This window comes from Klebsiella sp. K5-306 (genome assembly GCF_051835185.1).
GTDB lineage: Bacteria > Pseudomonadota > Gammaproteobacteria > Enterobacterales > Enterobacteriaceae > Klebsiella > Klebsiella oxytoca.
In genome coordinates this window covers 149221-168418 of the sequence record NZ_JAIFJY010000001.1, presented here as the reverse complement: position 1 = coordinate 168418, position 19198 = coordinate 149221, and the positions used below count along the sequence as shown (strand labels likewise).

Here is a 19198-nt window from a genome sequence, read left to right as displayed (position 1 = left end):
TATTCAGAAAGGTTCCCAGGTGGCAAACAGGCTGACGGCAAATAGCGCCAGCGCCCCCAGCGCAATTTCTATCTGCGTGGTCCGCACGATAAGCTGCTCCGCTCGCGTTCCGCCTGCCGACATGCGTGGCACCAGAACATACCGGTTCACCAGCGCAATTACCACCATTGCCGCCACCAGCGCACATTTGAGCAACAGCATACGCCCCCAGGGCGAGGCGCTGATGAGCCCGCCCTGGATCAACAGCGCATTCACTGCGCCGCTGGCGATAGCGCCAGCAACCGCCAGATGCCCGTAGCGTGAAAAACGCATCATGGTGGCAATCGCCGCCTGCCGCCAGCGACCGTGCGCCAGGCGAAGACAGTAGATAAACGGCAGCAGACCGCCAACCCAGCTGGCAACACAAAACAGATGAATAGCATGGTTTGTCCGCTGCACTATCCCCAGCCAGCCGTCGTTCATCGCGGCATGACCGACGCCGGCCAACAGCAGCAGCTGTGCGCAAAACAGGACCAGCAGCAAACGTCCCGATCGTCGGGGCTTCAGCCAGACCACCGCCAGCGCCACAAGGGCGAGTAAAATCTGCCATATCCACACGCTACCGAACTGCGTTCCGGCAACCGCCTGCCAGATAGCCGGCTGCCAGACGTCCGGCCAGCCGCTGCCCATCAGCCCACCCTGCGCCATCAGCATCAGCAGCGCCGACAGCGCGCTCGCCAGCAATAAATGGCGCATTAGCGGGTAGAAACGCTGCATCATTAAGCGGCGCAAGGTTACCGGCGCCCACCATGTCCCATAGAGGACACAGCCGAAAGCGACGATCAGCGAGATAAAATGGATAAAGCGTAAGCTGACATAGACTCCACTCAGCATCGGCTTACTTCACGATAAAGGTGTATTGTCCTTTCGTCTTATGGCCATCAACGGAGACCACGTGCCAGTCAACGGTATATTCGCCCGGCGTCAGCGCCTGCTCAACCGGTACCGTCAGCTCGGCCTTATTGCTGTCGCTGCGGACAGGTTTACCAAGGGTGATGGTCTTCTGCTGCGGCCCGGTGAGGGTCACCCCGCTAAACTGCGTTTCGATGCCTTCAGAGAAGTTGAGGGTCAGCGCCTGGGGTGAAGCCGCCACCACCGCGCCGGCGGCCGGAAGCTGCTGTTGCAAATGGGCGTGGGCGAATGCGCCTGCTGCGCTGAGGCAACCGGCGAGAAACAGAGACAGACGCAGCGCGCGTCCGGCGATGATTGGCATAGTTGTCATTCCTTTTTGTTATGTATGTAGCACAGAGAATAACCCTGTATAATGGCGCAGTCGAGCTAAGCGTCTGAGACTTGCCTTTTTGCCGCGTGCTTAGTACTTTGTGCGGCGTTATCAGAGGAGAAACCGATGGAAAAGAACCTGGCTAAACTATCCCAGGAGGAGATGGACAAAGTGAATGTCGATCTCGCCGCGGCGGGCGTTGCGTTTAAAGAACGCTACAATATGCCAGTGGTTGCCGATTTAGTCGAAAGAGAACAGCCCGAACATCTGCGCGGCTGGTTTCGCGAACGTCTGATTGCCCATCGACTGGCCTCCGTTTCGCTCTCTCGCCTGCCCTATGAACCGAAACAGAAATAATTCCCGTCCCCTGCGGACATCCGAGTTGGCAAGACCCGCGTGTTGCATTACGCTGGTTTCTTTGGCCTGGAGCGAGCCATGCTGCGCGTAATCGATACAGAAACCTGCGGATTGCAGGGAGGCATTGTTGAAATCGCCTCGGTTGATATTGTCGACGGACAAATTACCAATCCCATGAGCCATCTGGTTCGCCCCGACCGCCCCATCAGTCCGCAGGCGATGGCGATTCACCGTATCACCGAAGAGATGGTCGCCGATAAGCCGTGGATCGAGGAGATTGTGCCGCTGTATATGGGCAGTCCGTGGTATGTCGCCCATAACGCCAGCTTTGACCGTCGGGTGTTGCCAGAGATGCAGGGCGAATGGATCTGCACGATGAAGCTGGCGCGCCGCCTGTGGCCAGGCATCAAGTACAGCAATATGGGGCTATATAAGTCGCGCAAGCTCAGCGTCACGACGCCACCGGGACTGCATCATCACCGGGCGCTTTATGATTGCTATATCACCGCCGCCCTGCTGCTCGATATTATCAACACCTCCGGCTGGACGCCTGAGGAAATGGCGACCATTACCGGCCGGCCGGCGCTACTATCCACCTTTACCTTCGGCAAATATCGCGGCAAGCCGGTTTCCGAGGTTGCGGAAAACGATCCCGGCTATTTACGCTGGCTGTTTAATAACCTGGAGCGCATGAGCCCCGAGCTGCGCCTGACGCTGAAGCACTATCTCGGGGAGTAACCGGCGCTATACCTCCGCCTGGCCCGGCAGCGTCCCCTGCGCCAGGCCAATCAGAAACGCAAACTCCAGCGCCACGCCTTCATAGCTTTTGAAGCGTCCGGATTTACCGCCGTGGCCGGAATCCATATCGGTACAGAGCAGCAGCAGGTTATCGTCCGTTTTTAGCTCGCGCAGTTTTGCCACCCATTTTGCCGGCTCCCAGTATTGAACCTGCGAATCATGCAGGCCCGTGGTAACCAGCAGATGCGGATACGCCTGAGCCTGCACGCCGTCGTACGGGCTGTAGCTTTTCATATAGCGGTAATACTCTTCATCCTGCGGATTCCCCCATTCCTCAAACTCACCGGTGGTTAGCGGAATCGACTCATCGAGCATGGTGGTGAGGACATCGACAAAGGGAACCTGGGCTACCACGCCGTGGAAAAGCTCCGGCCGCTGGTTCACCGCCACGCCCATCAGCATGCCGCCGGCGCTGCCGCCCATGCCGTAGCAAAAGCGCGGATCGCCATAGCCCTGAGCCAGCAGCGCATCGCAGACGTCGAGATAATCGTTGAAGGTGTTCTTCTTGCACAAAAACTTTCCGTCTTCATACCACTGCTGGCCCAGTTCGCCGCCGCCGCGAATATGGGCGATAGCGAACACAAAACCGCGGTCGAGCAAGCTCAGGCGGCTGGCGCTGAAATCCGCATCCATGCTTGCGCCATAGGAGCCGTAGCCGTACACCAGCAGTGGACTGGCGCCTTTACGGAAATGTTCATGACGGTAGACCAGCGAGACCGGGACTTCGACGCCGTCGCGGGCTTTAATCCACAAATGCTCGCTGCGATAATGGCTGGCATCAAACCCTTTGACTTCCTGCTGTTTTAGTACCCGCCGCTCGCCGGTATTCATATCCAGTTCAAATAGCGTATCCGGCGTCGTCATGGAGGAGTAGCCGTAGCGCAGACGAGCGGTTTCCGGCTCTGGATTATAGGCAAGCCAGGTCACATAGGCCGGATCGTCAAAGGCAATGCCCTGGGACTCTCTTGTTTTACGATTGATCTGCCGCAGGCTGGTCAGCCCCCGCTGGCGCTCTTCCACAACCAGCCAGTCGGTAAACAGAGTAAATCCTTCCAGCATCACTTCCTGACGCGGCGCGATCAGGGTCTCCCACTGCTGCTCATCGCGCAGGGTAGTGCGATAAAGGCCGAAGTTTTTCCCTTCACGGTTGGATCGCAGATAAAAAGCGTGCTGATAGTGATCGAGGCTATATTCATGGTCTTTGCGCCGCGGTAGAAAACAGACCGGCTCGGCGTCGGTCATTTCCGCGTTAAGCAGCAGCACTTCGCTGGTGGTCGCGCTGGCCAGATAAATCACCACAAACTGCTGGGAAGTCGTCTTGTGTACGCTGACGTAAAATGTATCGTCCTGCTCTTCATACACCAGAACATCCGCACTGGCCGGTGTGCCCAGGCGATGGCGCCAGACCTGATACGGCAGCAGCGTGGTAGGATGCTTACGCACGTACCACAGGGTCTGCGAATCATTACTCCAGGCAAAATCAGGCGAGACGTTCTCAAGAACTTCCGCAAATTCATCGCCGTCGTTTAAAGGGTAGAAGCGCAGGCTATATTGCCGGCGGGAGAGATAGTCTTCCGCCACCGCCATCATGTTGTTGTCAGGAGAAACCCCTAACCCCCCGAGGGTGTAGAATTCGCTGCCGGCCGCGCGCTGGTTACCGTCAAGCAGGACCTCCCATTCATCCCACTCTTCTTTTACGACCGGCTGGCGTTGATAAATCGCATACTCGCAGCCAGGCTCATAGACCTGACGGTAACGATAGCCATTTTTGCTATAGGGGGCCGACACTTCGCGCTGCGGAATACGGTCGATAATCTCCTTGAGTACCCTGTCCTGCAGGCTACTTTGCGAAGACATCACTTTTTTACCGTACTCATTTTCCTGGCGCAGATAATCAAGCACTTCCGGCTGTGCGCGATCGTCATCGCGCAGCCAGTAGTAATTATCGATTCGCGTGTCGCCATGTAATGTCATGGCATGGGGGATCCGTTTCGCTTTTGGTGGCATCTGCTTATTCTTCTGCGGCTTGTATTGAGTACTAAAATTTTCAGGCTGCTCACAGCAGCCTGAAGGGTGACGTGACTACACAATATATAAGGGTGGCAAAAGTCGCCAGCGATGCAAGCGAAACGTGCGGATTTAGAGCGTTACGGCCTGTTTTTGCGCCTGGATATCCCGTTCGATATCTTCACGCACTTCCTGCGGGAGCTTCAGCGCTTCGCCGAGGGCGTTCAGATAGCTGCGTTCCATAAAGTGGTCAATATCAATGACCGCGCAGCTGATATAGTAAACTTCCAGCGCCTCTTGCTCGCTGCTGATACCCTGCGCCAGGCTCTGCGGGTCGAGGGGCTGCGCCAGCGCCTGGTCAATTAACACACGCCCCTGCACGTCAACGTTCGCCGCGCGCAGCTGCGCTTCAATATTTGCCCGCTCGCGTTCGTCAATATGCCCATCGCTTTTAGCAGCGAAAACCAGCGCCATAATCAGCCTTTCGCTGCGGGCATCAAGTTCGGCTGGCGCGGAGGACGCCGCAGTTGCGGGCGTGGGCGCCGCCGATGTCTGCTGCCCGCTGGTACGCAATTTCTGCTGATATTTATTCCACAATACGCTGCCTGCAACCGCGCCGCCGCCGACCAGCAGCGCACCGGTGCCGTATTTGGCTAACAGCTTGCGCGATGATTTGCTGGCAACCAGCAGCCCGGCCAGGCCGCCAAGCGCGCCCGGCAGCAGGAAGTCTTTGCCGTGTGACCGATCGTCAGATGAAGAAGATTGCCCTTGCTGACCCAGCAAAGACTGCAGTTGATTAAGCCAGTTAGCCATACATTTCCTCGTTGCGCGATAAGCGATACCACCAGCCTAAACGACGCGGCGTCAGGAAACGTTATCGTCAGCTAAAGATGAGCAAATGTCGCGCCGGGCGCGCGGCGCGGGAGCCAACCGCCAGAACGAGTGTCGGCGGCAGCATGGCTCAGGCGGCTTTCGCTTTGCGCGGCCTGGCCGGTGCCGAGGCTGCCGATTCGACGACCTCTTCGGGTTTGTCACCCTCTTCTGCTTCTTCTGCGCGCGCGGCTGGCGCATCGGCGCTGCCCTCAGCTTCCGGCAGCTTACCGGAACGCAGAATATGGTTGAGGGTGTCTTTGCGCTCGGCAAGCCACATCGCCATGCTATCGCGCTGCTCTTCATCGAGCGTAAGCGGGCACTCAACCAGCCAGCCGTTCAGTACTTCCGCCAGATCGAGCATTTTGTCGTAAGCATCGGCCTCTTTTTTGCTGGCAAAAGACATTTTTTCCTCACCTTCACGAATCACTACATATTTAATTTCAACCGCCATGATGCAGCCTCTCAGTACTGTGTTTTTATACAGTATATCAAATTTCTTCCGCGAACTCAAATGATGCACATAAAGACATGCGCAAACGTTTTCGTTTATAATGCGGCGCATGTTTTTTTACTGCGGAAGAGAGTTATGACTGTATTAGGTACGGCGCTGCGCCCTGCGGCAACAAAGGTTATGCTGTTAGGTTCCGGCGAGCTGGGTAAAGAAGTGGCCATCGAATGCCAGCGCCTGGGAATTGAGACCATCGCCGTCGATCGTTACCCTGATGCGCCGGCCATGCAGGTCGCGCACCGCTCACACGTCATTAATATGCTGCACGGCGAAGCCTTACAAGCGCTGATTGAGCAGGAAAAGCCTGACTTTATCGTGCCGGAAATCGAGGCCATCGCCACCGATACCCTGGTGGCGCTGGAACAGGCCGGGCAAAAAGTCGTCCCTACCGCGCGCGCGGCGAAGCTCACCATGAACCGTGAAGGGATCCGCCGCCTGGCCGCTGAGGAACTGAAGCTGCCGACCTCCGCCTACCGTTTTGCCGACAGCGAATCCGCCTTCCGCGAGGCCGTCGCCGAGACAGGACTGCCGTGCATCGTCAAGCCGGTAATGAGCTCATCGGGAAAGGGCCAGAGCTTTATTCGTACCCACGAACAGCTGGCTGAGGCCTGGCAGTATGCGCAGCAGGGCGGCCGTGCCGGGGCCGGTCGCGTTATCGTTGAAGGCGTGGTGAATTTTGATTTTGAAATTACCCTTCTCACCGTCAGCGCCGTGGACGGCGTGCACTTCTGCGCGCCGGTCGGCCACCGCCAGGAAGATGGCGACTATCGTGAATCCTGGCAGCCGCAGCAGATGAGCGCGCTGGCGCAGGAACGCGCGCAGGACATCGCCCGTCAGGTGGTGCTGGCGCTGGGCGGTTACGGCCTGTTCGGCGTTGAGCTATTCGTCTGCGGCGATGAGGTGATTTTTAGCGAAGTCTCGCCGCGCCCGCACGATACCGGTATGGTCACACTGATTTCGCAGGATTTATCCGAGTTCGCCCTGCACGTCCGCGCCTTTCTCGGCCTGCCGATTGGCGCGATTCGCCAGTACGGCCCGGCGGCCTCTGCGGTCATTCTGCCGCAGATGAGCAGCCAGAACGTCACCTTCAGCAACCTCCAGGCAGCGGTCGGCGCGGGTCTGCAGCTGCGTCTGTTCGGTAAGCCGGAAATTGACGGCTCACGTCGCCTGGGCGTAACACTGGCGATAGCCGATAACGTCGAAGAAGCGGTTGCGCGGGCTAAAGCGGCGGCTTCAGCGGTCGTCGTCGAAGGATAAAAAAAGCCCGGTCGCATGGACTGCAGACCGGGCCTCGGGTAAGCGCGCGAAGATTACTTCGCGCCTTCTACCGCTTCACGAGCCAGTTTGGTGATACGGTCGTAATCACCGGCTTCCAGCGCATCCGCCGGAACCAGCCAGGAACCGCCGATGCACAGTACGCTGTTCAGCGCCAGATAATCGCGATAGTTTGCCGGAGAGATGCCGCCAGTCGGGCAGAAACGAATGTGCGCGAACGGACCACCAATCGCCTGCAGCGCTTTCACGCCGCCGTTCGCTTCAGCCGGGAAGAATTTGAACTCTTTCAGGCCATACTGCATACCCAGCATCAGCTCGGATACGGTGCTGATCCCCGGGATCAGCGGAATGGTGCCTTCACCGGTCGCCGCTTTCAGCAGAGATTCGGTCAGGCCCGGGCTGATAGCAAACTGCGCGCCCGCTTCGGTCACTTCTTTCAACTGCTCAACGTTGGTGACGGTCCCGGCACCGACGATCGCTTCCGGGACTTCTTTGGCGATTGCGCGGATAGCGTCCATCGCACACTCGGTACGCAGGGTGACTTCCAGTACGCGTACGCCGCCTGCAACCAGCGCTTTCGCCATTGGCACAGCGTGTTCCAGCTTTTTCACCACGATTACCGGTACAACCGGGCCGGAGGTGAGGATTGCTTCTGCAGTTGTTTTCCAGTTTTTCATCAGATTTTCTCTCGCCAGATCTATAAATCGAATCGTCTTAAAAATTGATGCAGGTTGCGCCCTGTTCAGCTCCGGAGAGTTTCTCACGCAGCGCACCGAACATTTCCCGGCCGGTTCCCACACGCGAACCGCTCAGGTCAGGAATATGGGGCTGACGCGCGGCCAGCTCAGCGTCATCGACCATCAGCGTTAGCTCGCCCGTCTGACCATTGACGCGGATGATATCGCCATCGCGTACCTTCGCCAGCAGGCCACCATCGTACGCCTCAGGCGTCACGTGGATTGCCGATGGTACTTTGCCTGACGCGCCGGAGAGTCGACCATCGGTCACCAGCGCGATTTTGAAACGGCGGTCCAATAATACACCAAGTGGCGGCATAAGTTTATGTAATTCTGGCATGCCGTTCGCTTTTGGCCCCTGATGGCGGACGACAACCACGCAATCTTTGTCGAGCAGGCCCGCTTCAAAGGCAGGCAGCACATCATGCTGGCTCTCGAAGACGACCGCCGGGGCTTCTATAATCTGGTTTTCAACCGGCACGGCGGAAGTTTTCATCACCGCGCGGCCGAGATTGCCGCTCAGGACTTTGGTGCCGCCGTGGCGAGAGAACGGTTTGTCAAAGGTGGCGATAACCTGTTCGTCCAGCGGAGCGGTCGCCCCTTCGCGCCAGTCAAGTTCGCCGTTATTAAGCCAGGGCTCCAGGGTGTAGCGAGAGAGGCCGAAGCCGGCCACGGTGTGAACATCTTCATGCAGCAGTCCGCCTTTCAGCAGTTCGCGAACCAGCACCGGTACCCCGCCAGCCGCCTGGAAGTGGTTAATATCCGCCGGGCCGTTCGGGTAGAGACGCGCCAGCAGCGGCACCACGTCAGAGAGATCGGAGAAATCATCCCAATTGATGATGATCCCCGCCGCCCGCGCCATGGCCACCAGGTGCATGGTGTGGTTGGTGGAGCCGCCGGTTGCCAGCAGCGCGACAATCCCGTTAACCACCACTTTTTCATCAAACATTTTGCCCAGCGGCATCCACTCATTACCGTTGCCGGTCAGACGAGTCACCTGGCGGGCGGCGGCGGCGGTCAGCGCTTCGCGCAGCGGCGCATCCGGATGCACAAATGACGATCCGGGCAGCTGCATCCCCATAAACTCAACCACCATCTGGTTGGTATTGGCGGTGCCGTAGAAGGTGCAGGTGCCAGGCGCATGGTAAGACGCAGCTTCGGACTCCAGCAGCGCCATACGATCCACTTTGCCTTCCGCATACAGCTGGCGAATGCGCACTTTTTCTTTATTTGCCAGGCCACTGGCCATCGGACCGGAAGGAATAAAGATAGACGGCAGATGGCCGAAGGAGAGCGCAGCCATCGCCAGGCCGGGAACAATTTTATCGCAGACCCCGAGATAGAGCGCGCCGTCAAACATGTTGTGCGACAGACCAATCGCCGCGGACATGGCAATCACTTCGCGGCTGAGCAGCGACAGCTCCATTCCGTCTTGTCCCTGCGTAACGCCATCACACATCGCCGGAACGCCCCCTGCGACCTGGCCTACCGCGTTCGCGGAGTGCAGCGCTTTGCGAATAATCTCCGGATAGCGCTCATAGGGCTGGTGGGCGGAAAGCATATCGTTGTAGGAGGTGATGATAGCGATGTTATTGCGCAGCATGCTTTTCAACGAGGCTTTGTCATCCGCCTGGCAGGCGGCGAAACCGTGGGCCAGGTTACCGCATGCCAGCTGGGCGCGATGAACGGTGTCAGTTTTGGCCTGGTTAATCCGCGCGAGGTAGGCTTCGCGGGTAGCGCGCGAACGTTCGATGATGCGATTTGTTACCCGTAACATTTCAGAATTCATAAAGGCTCCTCAAATTTCATCTGTCCGGCCGCAGCGCTTTAGCGGTACTTTTTGGGACTCAAGGCACAAGTACTGGGGCTCAGGGGCAAAATATCTGCAGCCAGTGTAATAAAAAAAGCCCCGGGGGTGAATCCTCCGGGGCTTAAAAGATTAAAAATTACGCGACTTGCTGCGTCAGATCATGTTACCGGTAAAATAACCCTGACGGAGGAGCTGGCGATTACTCAAATTCATTCCACGAACGACCATCGCGGGTGATCATCGCCACGGAGGCAACCGGCCCCCAGGTGCCCGCCTGATAAGGTTTCGGCGAATCGCGATCGGCAGCCCAGGCTTCGGTGATAGAATCGACCCACTTCCACGCCTCTTCCACTTCGTCGCGACGGACGAACAGCGCCTGGATACCGCGCATGGTCTCCAGCAGCAGACGCTCATAGGCATCCGCCAGATGGGTTTGATTAAAGGTTTCTGAGTAGCTCAGATCCAGCTTGGTGATTTGCAGATTGTGCTTATGGTCAAGGCCAGGAACTTTATTAAGTACCTGAATATCCACCCCTTCATCCGGCTGCAGACGAATGGTCAGCTTATTCTGCGGCAGCTCTTGCCAGGTCTCTTTGAACAGGTTGAGTTCCGGCGTTTTAAAGTACACCACAACTTCAGAACACTTGGTCGGCAGACGTTTACCGGTGCGCAGGTAGAACGGTACGCCCGCCCAGCGCCAGTTGTCGATATCGACGCGGATGGCCACGAAAGTTTCCGTATGGCTGGATTTATTCGCCCCCTCTTCTTCGAGGTAGCCAGGCACTTTTTTGCCCTGCGCGAAGCCGGCGGTGTACTGACCACGCACCGTTTTTTCACGCACGTTGGTGCGGTCGATGCGGCGCAGAGATTTCAGCACCTTCACTTTTTCATCGCGGATGCTGTCGGCGCTCAGATCCGACGGCGGGGACATGGCGATCATGCACAGGATCTGCAGCAGGTGGTTCTGGATCATGTCGCGCATCTGCCCGGCCTGATCGAAGTAGCCCCAGCGACCTTCAATGCCTACCTCTTCCGCTACGGTGATCTCAACGTGATCGATGGTGCGGCTATCCCAGTTATTGACGAACAGCGAGTTAGCAAAGCGCAGCGCCAGCAGGTTCAGCACCGTCTCTTTACCCAGATAATGGTCGATGCGATAGACCTGGCACTCCTCGAAGAACTCGCCCACCCGATCGTTAATCTCGCGGGACGTTTCAAGCGAGGTACCCAGCGGTTTTTCCATCACCACGCGGGCCGGCTTGGCGTTCAGCTTCGCTTCGCCCAGGCCTTTACAAATCGCGCCGAAGGTACTTGGCGGCATGGCGAAATAGTTGATCGTCACCCGCTCTTTCTGATCGAGCATTTTGCCCAGACGAGTAAACGCTTTGGTATCGTTGACATCCAGGTTACAAAAATCCAGACGCCCGCTCAGGGTCTCCCACAAACCTTCATCAATTTTCTCCTTCATGAAGGTTTCCATCGCTTCACGCACTACCTTGGTGTAAGCGTCTTTATCCCAGTCGGCACGCCCGACGCCGATGATGCGGGTATCAGGGTGGATCTGGCCAGCTTTTTCAAGCTGATACAGGGAAGGCAGCAATTTACGTCGCGCCAGGTCACCCTTCGCGCCGAAAATGACCAGATCGCATGCCTGGGCCGTTTGCGTTACCGCCATGTCATTCTCCTTAGTTGATAGCCCGGTGCTTATGCCAGGCTATAGTTGTATTTGTAATTTTCTTTCACTGCATCGTACTGTGTTTACGAATTTCCCGAAACCCTCCGCTCCCGTTCCCGCGGCTAAATCGCACAGGGAGGAAAATATGGGCTGAGTTTTTGGGCATGCGGCTAGTATTGTTCGTTGTTTCGACCGATTATCAGTTAGTAAAATACGACTCTGATCATGTAATGAAAAAAAACAACATATTTTAAAGTCATTCCTCACCGTTTCCGACTACGGAGGGGTATATTCTTGCTAAAACGCCTGATGATTTCACCCATTAATGAAATCGTTTCCATTGATGAGCGCCTGATTACCCATGAATATGCTGGAAAAAATCCAGTCCCGACTGGAACACCTTAGCAAATCTGAACGCAAAGTGGCGGAAGTCATTCTTGCAACCCCCGCGCAGGCCATTCATTCAAGTATTGCTGCCCTGGCGCTGGAAGCCGGCGTCAGCGAGCCTACGGTCAACCGTTTCTGCCGCAGTCTGGAAACCCGCGGTTTCCCGGATTTCAAACTGCATCTGGCGCAAAGCCTGGCGCACGGTACCCTCTATGTTAACCGCAACGTCGATGAAGACGACAGCGTTGAGTCCTATACGGGTAAGATATTTGAATCGGCTATGGCCAGTTTAGATCAGGTCCATCATTCTCTCGATATGTCAGCGATCAACCGGGCAGTGGACCTTCTCACTCAGGCCAAGAAAATCGCCTTCTTCGGCCTGGGCTCATCGGCAGCCGTCGCCCACGATGCGATGAACAAATTTTTCCGCTTTAATGTGCCGGTGATTTATTCCGACGACATCGTCCTGCAACGCATGAGCTGTATGAACTGTAATGACGATGACGTGGTGGTGATTATTTCGCATACCGGCAGGACCAAAAGCCTGGTAGAGCTGGCGCAGCTGGCGCGCGAAAATGATGCGATGGTGATCGCCATTACTTCGCCGGGCACCCCGCTTTCCCGCGAGTCGACGCTGGCCATTACGCTGGATGTCCCGGAAGATACCGATATCTATATGCCAATGGTTTCCCGCTTAGCGCAGCTGACGGTGATTGACGTACTGGCAACCGGCTTTACCCTTCGTCGGGGAGCGAAATTCAGAGATAACTTGAAGAGGGTCAAGGAAGCGCTGAAGGAATCGCGCTTTGATAAAGAGCTCAGCTTACACAGTAATGACCAATAAAAGTAGAAACAAAGCAGTATCCTATTACAACGTCGGTAATGTTCCGGTATAGCGACTTTGCTCGCTGGCGCTACCGAATCCATGTTCACGCAACACCAAAGTTGTTTCAGTCAACGGAGTATTACATGTCCAGAAGGCTTCGCAGAACCAAAATCGTTACCACCTTAGGCCCGGCTACCGATCGCGATAACAACCTTGAAAAGGTTATCGCCGCAGGCGCTAACGTGGTACGTATGAACTTCTCTCACGGCACCGCGGAAGATCACCAGCTCCGTGCGGATAAAGTCCGTGAGATTGCGGCAAAACTGGGCCGTCATGTCGCTATTCTCGGTGACCTTCAGGGGCCGAAAATTCGCGTCTCTACCTTCAAAGAAGGCAAAATTTTCCTCAATATCGGTGATAAATTCCTGCTCGATGCGAACCTGGGTAAAGGCGAAGGCGATAAAGAAAAAGTCGGCATCGATTATAAAGGCCTGCCGGCTGACGTGGTTCCTGGCGATATCCTGCTGCTGGACGACGGGCGCGTGCAGCTGAAAGTCCTGGAAGTTCAGGGCATGAAAGTGTTCACCGAAGTCACCGTCGGCGGACCATTGTCTAACAACAAAGGTATCAACAAGCTGGGCGGTGGCCTCTCTGCCGAAGCGCTGACTGAAAAAGACAAAGCAGACATCATCACCGCCGCCAAAATCGGCGTCGACTATCTGGCCGTCTCCTTCCCGCGCTGCGGCGAAGACCTGAACTACGCGCGTCGTCTGGCGCGCGATGCGGGCTGCGATGCAAAAATCGTGGCCAAAGTAGAGCGTGCGGAAGCGGTATGCGATCAGGACGCGATGGATGACGTGATCCTGGCCTCCGACGTTGTCATGGTAGCCCGCGGCGACCTCGGCGTAGAAATTGGCGACCCGGAGTTGGTCGGCATCCAGAAAGCATTAATCCGCCGCGCTCGTCAGCTCAACCGCTCGGTCATTACCGCGACGCAGATGATGGAGTCGATGATCACCAACCCGATGCCAACCCGCGCCGAAGTGATGGACGTGGCGAACGCCGTGCTGGATGGTACCGACGCCGTCATGCTGTCTGCAGAAACCGCCGCGGGCCAGTATCCGTCTGAGACCGTTGCCGCGATGGCGCGCGTTTGCCTGGGCGCGGAAAAAATCCCCAGCCTCAACGTCTCCAAACACCGTCTGGACGTTCAGTTCGATAATGTTGAAGAAGCCATTGCGATGTCGGCTATGTACGCGGCGAACCACCTCAAGGGCGTCACCGCTATCATAACCATGACGGAATCCGGGCGTACCGCGCTGATGACTTCCCGTATCAGCTCCGGCCTGCCGATTTTCGCGCTGTCTCGCCACGAGCGTACGCTGAACCTGACTGCGCTGTATCGCGGCGTGACTCCGGTTTATTTCGATAGCGCAAGCGACGGCGTCGCCGCCGCGCACGATGCGGTAACGCTGCTGCGTGATAAAGGCTATCTGGTGACCGGTGACCTGGTTATCGTCACTCAGGGCGACGTAATGAGCACCATAGGCAGCACCAACACCACCCGTATTCTGACCGTCGAGTAATTTGCTGCGCCATAAAAAAACCTGCCGGCAGTTGTCGGCAGGTTTTTTTTTGCCCGCAGCGTCTACGCGGACTATTTCTTCTTCGGATACAGCTCTTTGCGCTTGTACGGTTCGATTTCGCCGGGTTTGCGCGTTTTGAGTAGTTTAAGGATCCACGTATACTGCTCGGTATGCGGCTTAACGAAAATCTCTACCTCTTCATTCATCCGTCGGGCAATGGTATTGTCGTCCGCTTCCAGCAGATCGTCCATCGGCGGGCGCACCAGCACCGTCAGGCGATGCGTTTCGCCATCGTAAACCGGGAACAGCGGGACAACCCGGGCGCGACATACTTTCATTAAACGACCAATTGCCGGGAGCGTCGCCTTGTAGGTGGCAAAGAAATCAACAAATTCACTGTGTTCGGCCCCGTGATCCTGATCCGGCAGATAGTAGCCCCAGTATCCCTGACGTACCGACTGAATAAAGGGTTTGATGCCGTCGTTGCGCGCGTGCATACGACCGCCGAAACGACGACGCACGGTATTCCAGACGTAATCGAATACCGGGTTGCCCTGGTTATGAAACATCGCCGCCATTTTTTGCCCGCCGGACGCCATCAGCATCGCCGGGATGTCCACTCCCCAGGCATGAGGAACCAGGAAGATAACTTTCTCGTTGTTGCGCTGCATCTCATCGATAATTTCTTTGCCCTGCCAGTCGACGCGGGAAAGAATCCGCTGCGGATCGCGTAGGCCTAACTCGGCCATCATCACCATCGCCTGCGGCGCGGAGGCATACATGGCATCAATTATTTCTTCACGTTCCTGCTCGCTTTTTTCCGGAAAGCAGTACAGCAGGTTAATTTGCGCCCGGCGGCGCGAACTCTTTGCCAGACGACCAACAAAACGCCCCAGTTTACCCAGGATCGGATCGCGGAAAGACGCGGGCGTCAGGGCAATGGCGCCGAAGGCAAAAACGCCGAACCACGCGCCCCAGTAGCGCGGCAGTAAAAAGGATTTTTCAAATTTTGGAATAAACTCAATATTATTTTTTTTCGTTTCCATGCCCAATCCGCAGAATTTCCGCTCAGTAAAGATAATGGGTTAGTTTAGCGATACGTGGAGTAACGTACAAAAGAAAAAGCCGGCGCGCAGAAGGCACCGGCTTTAACTGGCGTGAGGTTAATCAAACCGCAGCTGCGGAATCACCTGTTTGGCCTGCGCCAGGAAATCGGTACGGTCAGAACCGCTGAGCCCTTCCGTACGCGGCAGTTTCGCCGTCAGCGGGTTAACCGCCTGCTGGTTGATCCACACTTCATAATGCAGATGCGGACCGGTCGAACGGCCGGTATTGCCCGACAGCGCGATGCGATCGCCGCGTTTCACCTTCTGCCCGGGTTTGACCAGCAGCTTACGCAGGTGCATATAGCGGGTGGTATAGGTACGACCGTGGCGGACGGCAACGTAATAACCTGCCGCACCGCTACGTTTAGCCACTACCACTTCGCCATCGCCAACCGAGAGCACTGGGGTGCCCTGCGGCATCGCAAAATCGACGCCACGATGCGGAGCGACGCGGCCGGTGACCGGGTTCAGACGACGCGGGTTAAAGTTTGATGAGACGCGGAACTGGCGGGCGGTCGGGAAACGCAGGAAGCCCTTCGCAAGGCCTGTACCGTTGCGATCGTAGAATTTGCCATCCTCAGCGCGGATCGCGTAATAGTCTTTGCCATCCGAACGCAGGCGTACGCCAAGCAGCTGGCTTTGCTCACGCTTACCGTCCAGCATTTCACGCGACATCAGTACGGAAAACTCATCGCCTTTTTTCAGCTTACGGAAGTCCATCTGCCACTGCATGGCTTTGATCACCGCGCTAATTTCGGTGCTGGTCAGGCCGGCATCGCGAGCGCTGGCGACAAAGCTTCCGCCCACGGTACCTTTCAGTACGTTATTGACCCAGTCGCCTTTTTGCAGCTCGCTGCTCATTTTGAAACCGTTGGCCACCCGGTCGTAGGTACGGGTTTCGCGGCGCGACATCTCCCAGGTCAGGCTTTGTAAATCGCCATCCGCCGTCAGCGTCCAGGAGAGCTGTTGGCCGATTTTCAGATTACGCAGCTCTTTATCCACCGAGGAGAGCCGGGCGATATCGCCCATATCAATACCGTACTGATTAAGAATGCTGCTGAGCGTATCCCCGGTCGACACCACATATTCATGGCCGCCGGAATCGCTGTCCGCTTTATCATCCAGCTCATCCTGAGGGATGGCTTCTTCTTCCTGAGGCGCCTGATCGATAGGTTCCGAGGCCTCTGGCAGCAGAGAACGAATTTCGCTTTGTTCCAGCTCGATGGTTCTGGAGATGGGAGCCGTTTCGGGATGGTGGTAAATGTAGGGTCGCCAGACGGCGACCGCTAAGGTAAGAACGCTAAGCGACCCCAGCATAACGCGGTGAGGTCGTGGCAGATTGTTAAATGCCTGAGTGACAGCGCGGGCTATCTGTTGCACGTATTCACTTCCTCGTTATTCTCCTTTCAGGCAGCTTGAATACTGATTTGCCATCTGGCTCAGGAATTGCGGATAACTCTCTTTACCCAGCTTAATTCCGATTCCAAGTGGATCCAGGGTTCCCATGCGCACGGACGTCCCCCTGGCAACAGCTTCTATAACCGCTGGCCTGAACTGTGGCTCAGCAAAAACGCAAGTTGCTTTTTGCTCAACCAGCTGTGTTCTGATTTCGTGTAAACGCTGCGCACCAGGCTGGATTTCAGGGTTGACAGTAAAATGACCTAAGGAGGTCAAACCGTAGTGTTTTTCAAAGTAGCCGTAGGCGTCATGAAAAACGAAATACCCCTTCCCTTTCAGCGGTGCCAGCTCGGTCCCAACCTGCTTGTCGGTTGCGGCTAATTTTGCCTCAAAATCCTTCAGGTTGGCGTCAAGTTTGGCTCGACTCTGCGGCATAAGTTCCAATAATTTATCGTGGATTGCAACCGCCGAAAGGCGCGCTATCTCTGGGGAAAGCCATAGATGCATGTTATAGATGCCGTGATGGTGATCGTCGTCACTATTTTCCCCGGCGCCATGATCGTGACCGTGATGGTCATCGTCGTCGTCGACGCCTTTCATGAGTAACGGTTTCACGCCGTCAAGCTCGGCAATCGTCACCTTTTTGTTCGGCGCAATGCTTTGCGTTGACTTATCCATAAACGCCTCCATCTCTGGACCAATCCAGACCACTAAGTCTGCGTTCTGTAAGCGTTTTGCATCCGATGGACGCAGTGAATAATCATGCTCCGATGCCCCGTCAGGCAGCAGTACCTGGGTCTCTGTTACCCCATCAGCAATGGCTGATGCTATAAAGCCCAGCGGTTTAAGCGAGGTGACGACCGCGGCGCTTGCCAGCGGTGCATGAGCGAACAAAAAAGCGGCGCTAAGTCCAGCGCAAAGAAGCGTATTTTTATGTAACATAATGCGTCTAATCATCGTAATGAATGAGAAAGATGTGATATTATAACATTCACTGGCTTGTGCAACCTCTAATTTGATATGACAAATCTTGTAACTCTGGAAAACGTCGCGGTCGTCTATGGCCAAAGGCGCGTGCTGTCTGACATTTCGCTCACGCTTAAGCCGGGCAAAATTTTAACTCTGCTGGGCCCCAACGGCGCCGGTAAATCGACCCTCGTCAGAGTCGTTCTTGGGCTGGTAGCACCTACAGAAGGGGTTATCAAACGCGAGGGACATCTGCGGATAGGCTATGTCCCGCAAAAGCTGCACCTTGATGCCACGATGCCGCTCACCGTCAGCCGCTTTATGCTGTTGCGGCCGGGAACGCACAAGCGCGACATACTGCCGGCGCTGAAGCGCGTGCAGGCCGGTCATCTGATTGACGCGCCTATGCAAAAGCTTTCTGGCGGCGAGACTCAGCGGGTACTTCTGGCGCGCGCGCTGCTCAATCAACCGCAGCTGCTGGTGCTCGACGAGCCAACGCAGGGCGTTGACGTGAATGGTCAGGTGGCGCTGTACGATCTGATTAATCAGCTGCGCCAGGAGCTTGATTGTGCCGTGCTGATGGTTTCCCACGACCTGCACCTGGTGATGGCGAAAACCGATGAAGTACTGTGTCTCAATCAGCATATCTGCTGCTCCGGCGCGCCGGAAGTGGTCTCCATGCATCCGGAATTTATCTCAATGTTCGGCCAGCGCGGCGCGGAACAGCTGGGTATTTATCGCCATCATCATAATCACCGCCACGACCTGCAGGGGCGGATTGTACTGCGTCGGGGAAATGACCGTTAATGATTGAATTACTGCTCCCCGGCTGGCTGGCCGGGATGATGCTCGCCTGTGCGGCGGGTCCGCTGGGGTCGTTTGTCGTCTGGCGCCGCATGTCCTACTTTGGCGATACCCTGGCCCATGCCTCTCTGCTCGGCGTCGCTTTTGGTTTGCTGCTGAACGTTAATCCTTTTTATGCGGTCATCGTGGTGACGTTGCTGCTGGCGGGCGGGCTGGTATGGCTGGAAAAACGTCCTCATCTGGCGGTAGATACGCTACTCGGTATCATGGCCCACAGCGCGCTGTCTTTGGGCCTGGTGGTAGTCAGTCTGATGTCGAACGTGCGCGTCGATCTGATGGCCTATCTGTTTGGCGACCTGTTGGCGGTTACACCGGAGGATTTAATATCCATCGCGATTGGCGTAGCGATCGTGCTGGCGATCCTGCTCTGGCAGTGGCGTAATCTGCTATCGATGACCATTAGTCCGGATCTGGCCTTCGTTGACGGCGTTAAGCTACAAAGGGTTAAACTGCTGTTGATGCTGGTCACCGCGCTGACCATCGGCGTGGCGATGAAGTTCGTCGGGGCGCTGATCATTACGTCTTTGCTGATTATTCCCGCAGCCACGGCGCGTCGCTTTGCCCGTACGCCGGAGCAAATGGCGGGTATTGCGGTAGGAATGGGGATGATTGCCGTCACCGGCGGACTGACCTTTTCAGCGTTTTACGACACGCCAGCCGGGCCTTCCGTGGTGCTGTGCGCTGCGGTGCTGTTTATCATCAGCATGAGCAAGAAGCGGGCCGCCTGACGCTTATGCGCCCGCCTCAACCGCCATCAAAACTCG

General features: G+C 56.4%; 18 protein-coding genes. 7 read left to right on the top strand and 11 right to left on the bottom strand.

All coding sequences use genetic code 11. The annotated features are described in order from the left end of the window. Nucleotides 1–3: 3 nt before the first annotated feature. Together copD and yobA are read right to left on the bottom strand one after the other, a co-directional pair. Nucleotides 4–873: a copper homeostasis membrane protein CopD gene (gene copD, locus K2184_RS00850; RefSeq protein WP_004103346.1), complete on the bottom strand. Its 870-nt coding sequence runs from the start codon at nucleotides 871–873 to the stop codon at nucleotides 4–6. 4 nt (nucleotides 874–877) lie between these two features. Beyond that, complete coding sequence (gene yobA / locus K2184_RS00845) at nucleotides 878–1252, bottom strand: CopC domain-containing protein YobA (protein ID WP_024274401.1); 375 nt, start codon at nucleotides 1250–1252, stop codon at nucleotides 878–880. A gap of 135 nt (nucleotides 1253–1387) precedes the next feature. On the opposite strand from yobA, the gene K2184_RS00840 reads away from it, so the two are divergent. Together K2184_RS00840 and exoX are read left to right on the top strand one after the other, a co-directional pair. Continuing rightward, on the top strand, nucleotides 1388–1618 hold the full coding sequence (locus K2184_RS00840) for a DNA polymerase III subunit theta (RefSeq protein ID WP_004103351.1): 231 nt from the start codon (nucleotides 1388–1390) through the stop codon (nucleotides 1616–1618). Nucleotides 1619–1696: 78 nt separating this feature from the next. Then, entirely contained in the window at nucleotides 1697–2356 is a 660-nt protein-coding gene (gene exoX / locus K2184_RS00835; RefSeq protein WP_004103360.1) for an exodeoxyribonuclease X, read from the top strand. A 6-nt stretch (nucleotides 2357–2362) separates the two neighbouring features. Here the strand turns inward: exoX and ptrB are convergent, their stop codons facing one another. From ptrB to K2184_RS00820, 3 genes are all read right to left on the bottom strand, one after another. Beyond that, nucleotides 2363–4423 (bottom strand): oligopeptidase B, encoded by a 2061-nt coding sequence (gene ptrB, locus K2184_RS00830; RefSeq protein ID WP_016808307.1) that lies wholly within the window; start codon nucleotides 4421–4423, stop codon nucleotides 2363–2365. A 132-nt stretch (nucleotides 4424–4555) separates the two neighbouring features. Further along, nucleotides 4556–5236: a tellurite resistance TerB family protein gene (locus K2184_RS00825; protein WP_004103363.1), complete on the bottom strand. Its 681-nt coding sequence runs from the start codon at nucleotides 5234–5236 to the stop codon at nucleotides 4556–4558. A gap of 148 nt (nucleotides 5237–5384) precedes the next feature. Next, nucleotides 5385–5747, bottom strand: a complete 363-nt coding sequence (locus K2184_RS00820; protein ID WP_004103364.1) for a YebG family protein — start codon at nucleotides 5745–5747, stop codon at nucleotides 5385–5387. Between the two features lie 135 nt (nucleotides 5748–5882). Here K2184_RS00820 and purT point away from each other — a divergent pair, with 135 nt between their 5' ends. Beyond that, a complete protein-coding gene (gene purT, locus K2184_RS00815; RefSeq protein WP_004103366.1) occupies nucleotides 5883–7061 on the top strand; it encodes a formate-dependent phosphoribosylglycinamide formyltransferase in 1179 nt (392 codons plus the stop codon). Nucleotides 7062–7114: 53 nt separating this feature from the next. Here purT and K2184_RS00810 read toward each other — a convergent pair whose 3' ends face one another. The 3 genes from K2184_RS00810 to zwf all read right to left on the bottom strand — a co-directional run bounded on the left by K2184_RS00810 (nucleotide 7115) and on the right by zwf (nucleotide 11301). Further along, nucleotides 7115–7756: a bifunctional 4-hydroxy-2-oxoglutarate aldolase/2-dehydro-3-deoxy-phosphogluconate aldolase gene (locus tag K2184_RS00810; RefSeq protein WP_004103368.1), complete on the bottom strand. Its 642-nt coding sequence runs from the start codon at nucleotides 7754–7756 to the stop codon at nucleotides 7115–7117. Nucleotides 7757–7793: 37 nt separating this feature from the next. Then, nucleotides 7794–9605 carry a phosphogluconate dehydratase gene (gene edd, locus K2184_RS00805; protein WP_004103369.1) on the bottom strand — a complete coding sequence of 604 codons (1812 nt, stop codon included), beginning with the start codon at nucleotides 9603–9605 and terminating at the stop codon, nucleotides 7794–7796. 220 nt (nucleotides 9606–9825) lie between these two features. After that, nucleotides 9826–11301, bottom strand: coding sequence for a glucose-6-phosphate dehydrogenase (zwf, locus tag K2184_RS00800; RefSeq protein ID WP_004103371.1), 1476 nt, complete (start codon nucleotides 11299–11301; stop codon nucleotides 9826–9828). A 361-nt stretch (nucleotides 11302–11662) separates the two neighbouring features. Here zwf and K2184_RS00795 point away from each other — a divergent pair, with 361 nt between their 5' ends. Continuing rightward, complete coding sequence (locus K2184_RS00795) at nucleotides 11663–12532, top strand: MurR/RpiR family transcriptional regulator (protein WP_004103378.1); 870 nt, start codon at nucleotides 11663–11665, stop codon at nucleotides 12530–12532. Nucleotides 12533–12657: 125 nt separating this feature from the next. Then, nucleotides 12658–14100: a pyruvate kinase gene (gene pyk, locus K2184_RS00790; protein ID WP_004103379.1), complete on the top strand. Its 1443-nt coding sequence runs from the start codon at nucleotides 12658–12660 to the stop codon at nucleotides 14098–14100. A 71-nt stretch (nucleotides 14101–14171) separates the two neighbouring features. On the opposite strand, the gene lpxM is transcribed toward pyk, so the two are convergent. From lpxM to znuA, 3 genes are all read right to left on the bottom strand, one after another. Continuing rightward, on the bottom strand, nucleotides 14172–15146 hold the full coding sequence (gene lpxM / locus K2184_RS00785; protein ID WP_004103380.1) for a lauroyl-Kdo(2)-lipid IV(A) myristoyltransferase: 975 nt from the start codon (nucleotides 15144–15146) through the stop codon (nucleotides 14172–14174). A gap of 117 nt (nucleotides 15147–15263) precedes the next feature. Continuing rightward, nucleotides 15264–16586, bottom strand: a complete 1323-nt coding sequence (mepM, locus tag K2184_RS00780; RefSeq protein WP_004103381.1) for a murein DD-endopeptidase MepM — start codon at nucleotides 16584–16586, stop codon at nucleotides 15264–15266. 15 nt (nucleotides 16587–16601) lie between these two features. Next, on the bottom strand, nucleotides 16602–17546 hold the full coding sequence (gene znuA, locus K2184_RS00775) for a zinc ABC transporter substrate-binding protein ZnuA (RefSeq protein ID WP_016808309.1): 945 nt from the start codon (nucleotides 17544–17546) through the stop codon (nucleotides 16602–16604). Nucleotides 17547–17624: 78 nt separating this feature from the next. Between znuA and znuC the strand changes: the two genes are divergently transcribed. Together znuC and znuB are read left to right on the top strand one after the other, a co-directional pair. After that, nucleotides 17625–18377 (top strand): zinc ABC transporter ATP-binding protein ZnuC, encoded by a 753-nt coding sequence (gene znuC / locus K2184_RS00770; RefSeq protein WP_004103383.1) that lies wholly within the window; start codon nucleotides 17625–17627, stop codon nucleotides 18375–18377. Then, entirely contained in the window at nucleotides 18377–19162 is a 786-nt protein-coding gene (znuB, locus tag K2184_RS00765) for a zinc ABC transporter permease subunit ZnuB (protein ID WP_004103384.1), read from the top strand. Before znuC ends, znuB begins: the two co-directional genes overlap by 1 nt. The last annotated feature ends 36 nt before the right edge of the window (nucleotides 19163–19198 follow it).

Excerpts from the sequence above, each read along its gene's own strand:
- K2184_RS00820 (WP_004103364.1), bottom strand. The coding sequence starts at position 5,747 with ATGGCGGTTGAAATTAAATATGTAGTGATTCGTGAAGGTGAGGAAAAA.
- exoX (WP_004103360.1), top strand. The coding sequence starts at position 1,697 with ATGCTGCGCGTAATCGATACAGAAACCTGCGGATTGCAGGGAGGCATT.
- znuB (WP_004103384.1), top strand. The coding sequence starts at position 18,377 with ATGATTGAATTACTGCTCCCCGGCTGGCTGGCCGGGATGATGCTCGCC.
- K2184_RS00795 (WP_004103378.1), top strand. The coding sequence starts at position 11,663 with ATGAATATGCTGGAAAAAATCCAGTCCCGACTGGAACACCTTAGCAAA.
- znuA (WP_016808309.1), bottom strand. The coding sequence starts at position 17,546 with ATGTTACATAAAAATACGCTTCTTTGCGCTGGACTTAGCGCCGCTTTT.
- K2184_RS00810 (WP_004103368.1), bottom strand. The coding sequence starts at position 7,756 with ATGAAAAACTGGAAAACAACTGCAGAAGCAATCCTCACCTCCGGCCCG.
- lpxM (WP_004103380.1), bottom strand. The coding sequence starts at position 15,146 with ATGGAAACGAAAAAAAATAATATTGAGTTTATTCCAAAATTTGAAAAA.
- znuC (WP_004103383.1), top strand. The coding sequence starts at position 17,625 with ATGACAAATCTTGTAACTCTGGAAAACGTCGCGGTCGTCTATGGCCAA.
- zwf (WP_004103371.1), bottom strand. The coding sequence starts at position 11,301 with ATGGCGGTAACGCAAACGGCCCAGGCATGCGATCTGGTCATTTTCGGC.
- yobA (WP_024274401.1), bottom strand. The coding sequence starts at position 1,252 with ATGCCAATCATCGCCGGACGCGCGCTGCGTCTGTCTCTGTTTCTCGCC.
- copD (WP_004103346.1), bottom strand. The coding sequence starts at position 873 with ATGCTGAGTGGAGTCTATGTCAGCTTACGCTTTATCCATTTTATCTCG.
- purT (WP_004103366.1), top strand. The coding sequence starts at position 5,883 with ATGACTGTATTAGGTACGGCGCTGCGCCCTGCGGCAACAAAGGTTATG.
- K2184_RS00825 (WP_004103363.1), bottom strand. The coding sequence starts at position 5,236 with ATGGCTAACTGGCTTAATCAACTGCAGTCTTTGCTGGGTCAGCAAGGG.
- edd (WP_004103369.1), bottom strand. The coding sequence starts at position 9,605 with ATGAATTCTGAAATGTTACGGGTAACAAATCGCATCATCGAACGTTCG.
- ptrB (WP_016808307.1), bottom strand. The coding sequence starts at position 4,423 with ATGCCACCAAAAGCGAAACGGATCCCCCATGCCATGACATTACATGGC.
- K2184_RS00840 (WP_004103351.1), top strand. The coding sequence starts at position 1,388 with ATGGAAAAGAACCTGGCTAAACTATCCCAGGAGGAGATGGACAAAGTG.
- pyk (WP_004103379.1), top strand. The coding sequence starts at position 12,658 with ATGTCCAGAAGGCTTCGCAGAACCAAAATCGTTACCACCTTAGGCCCG.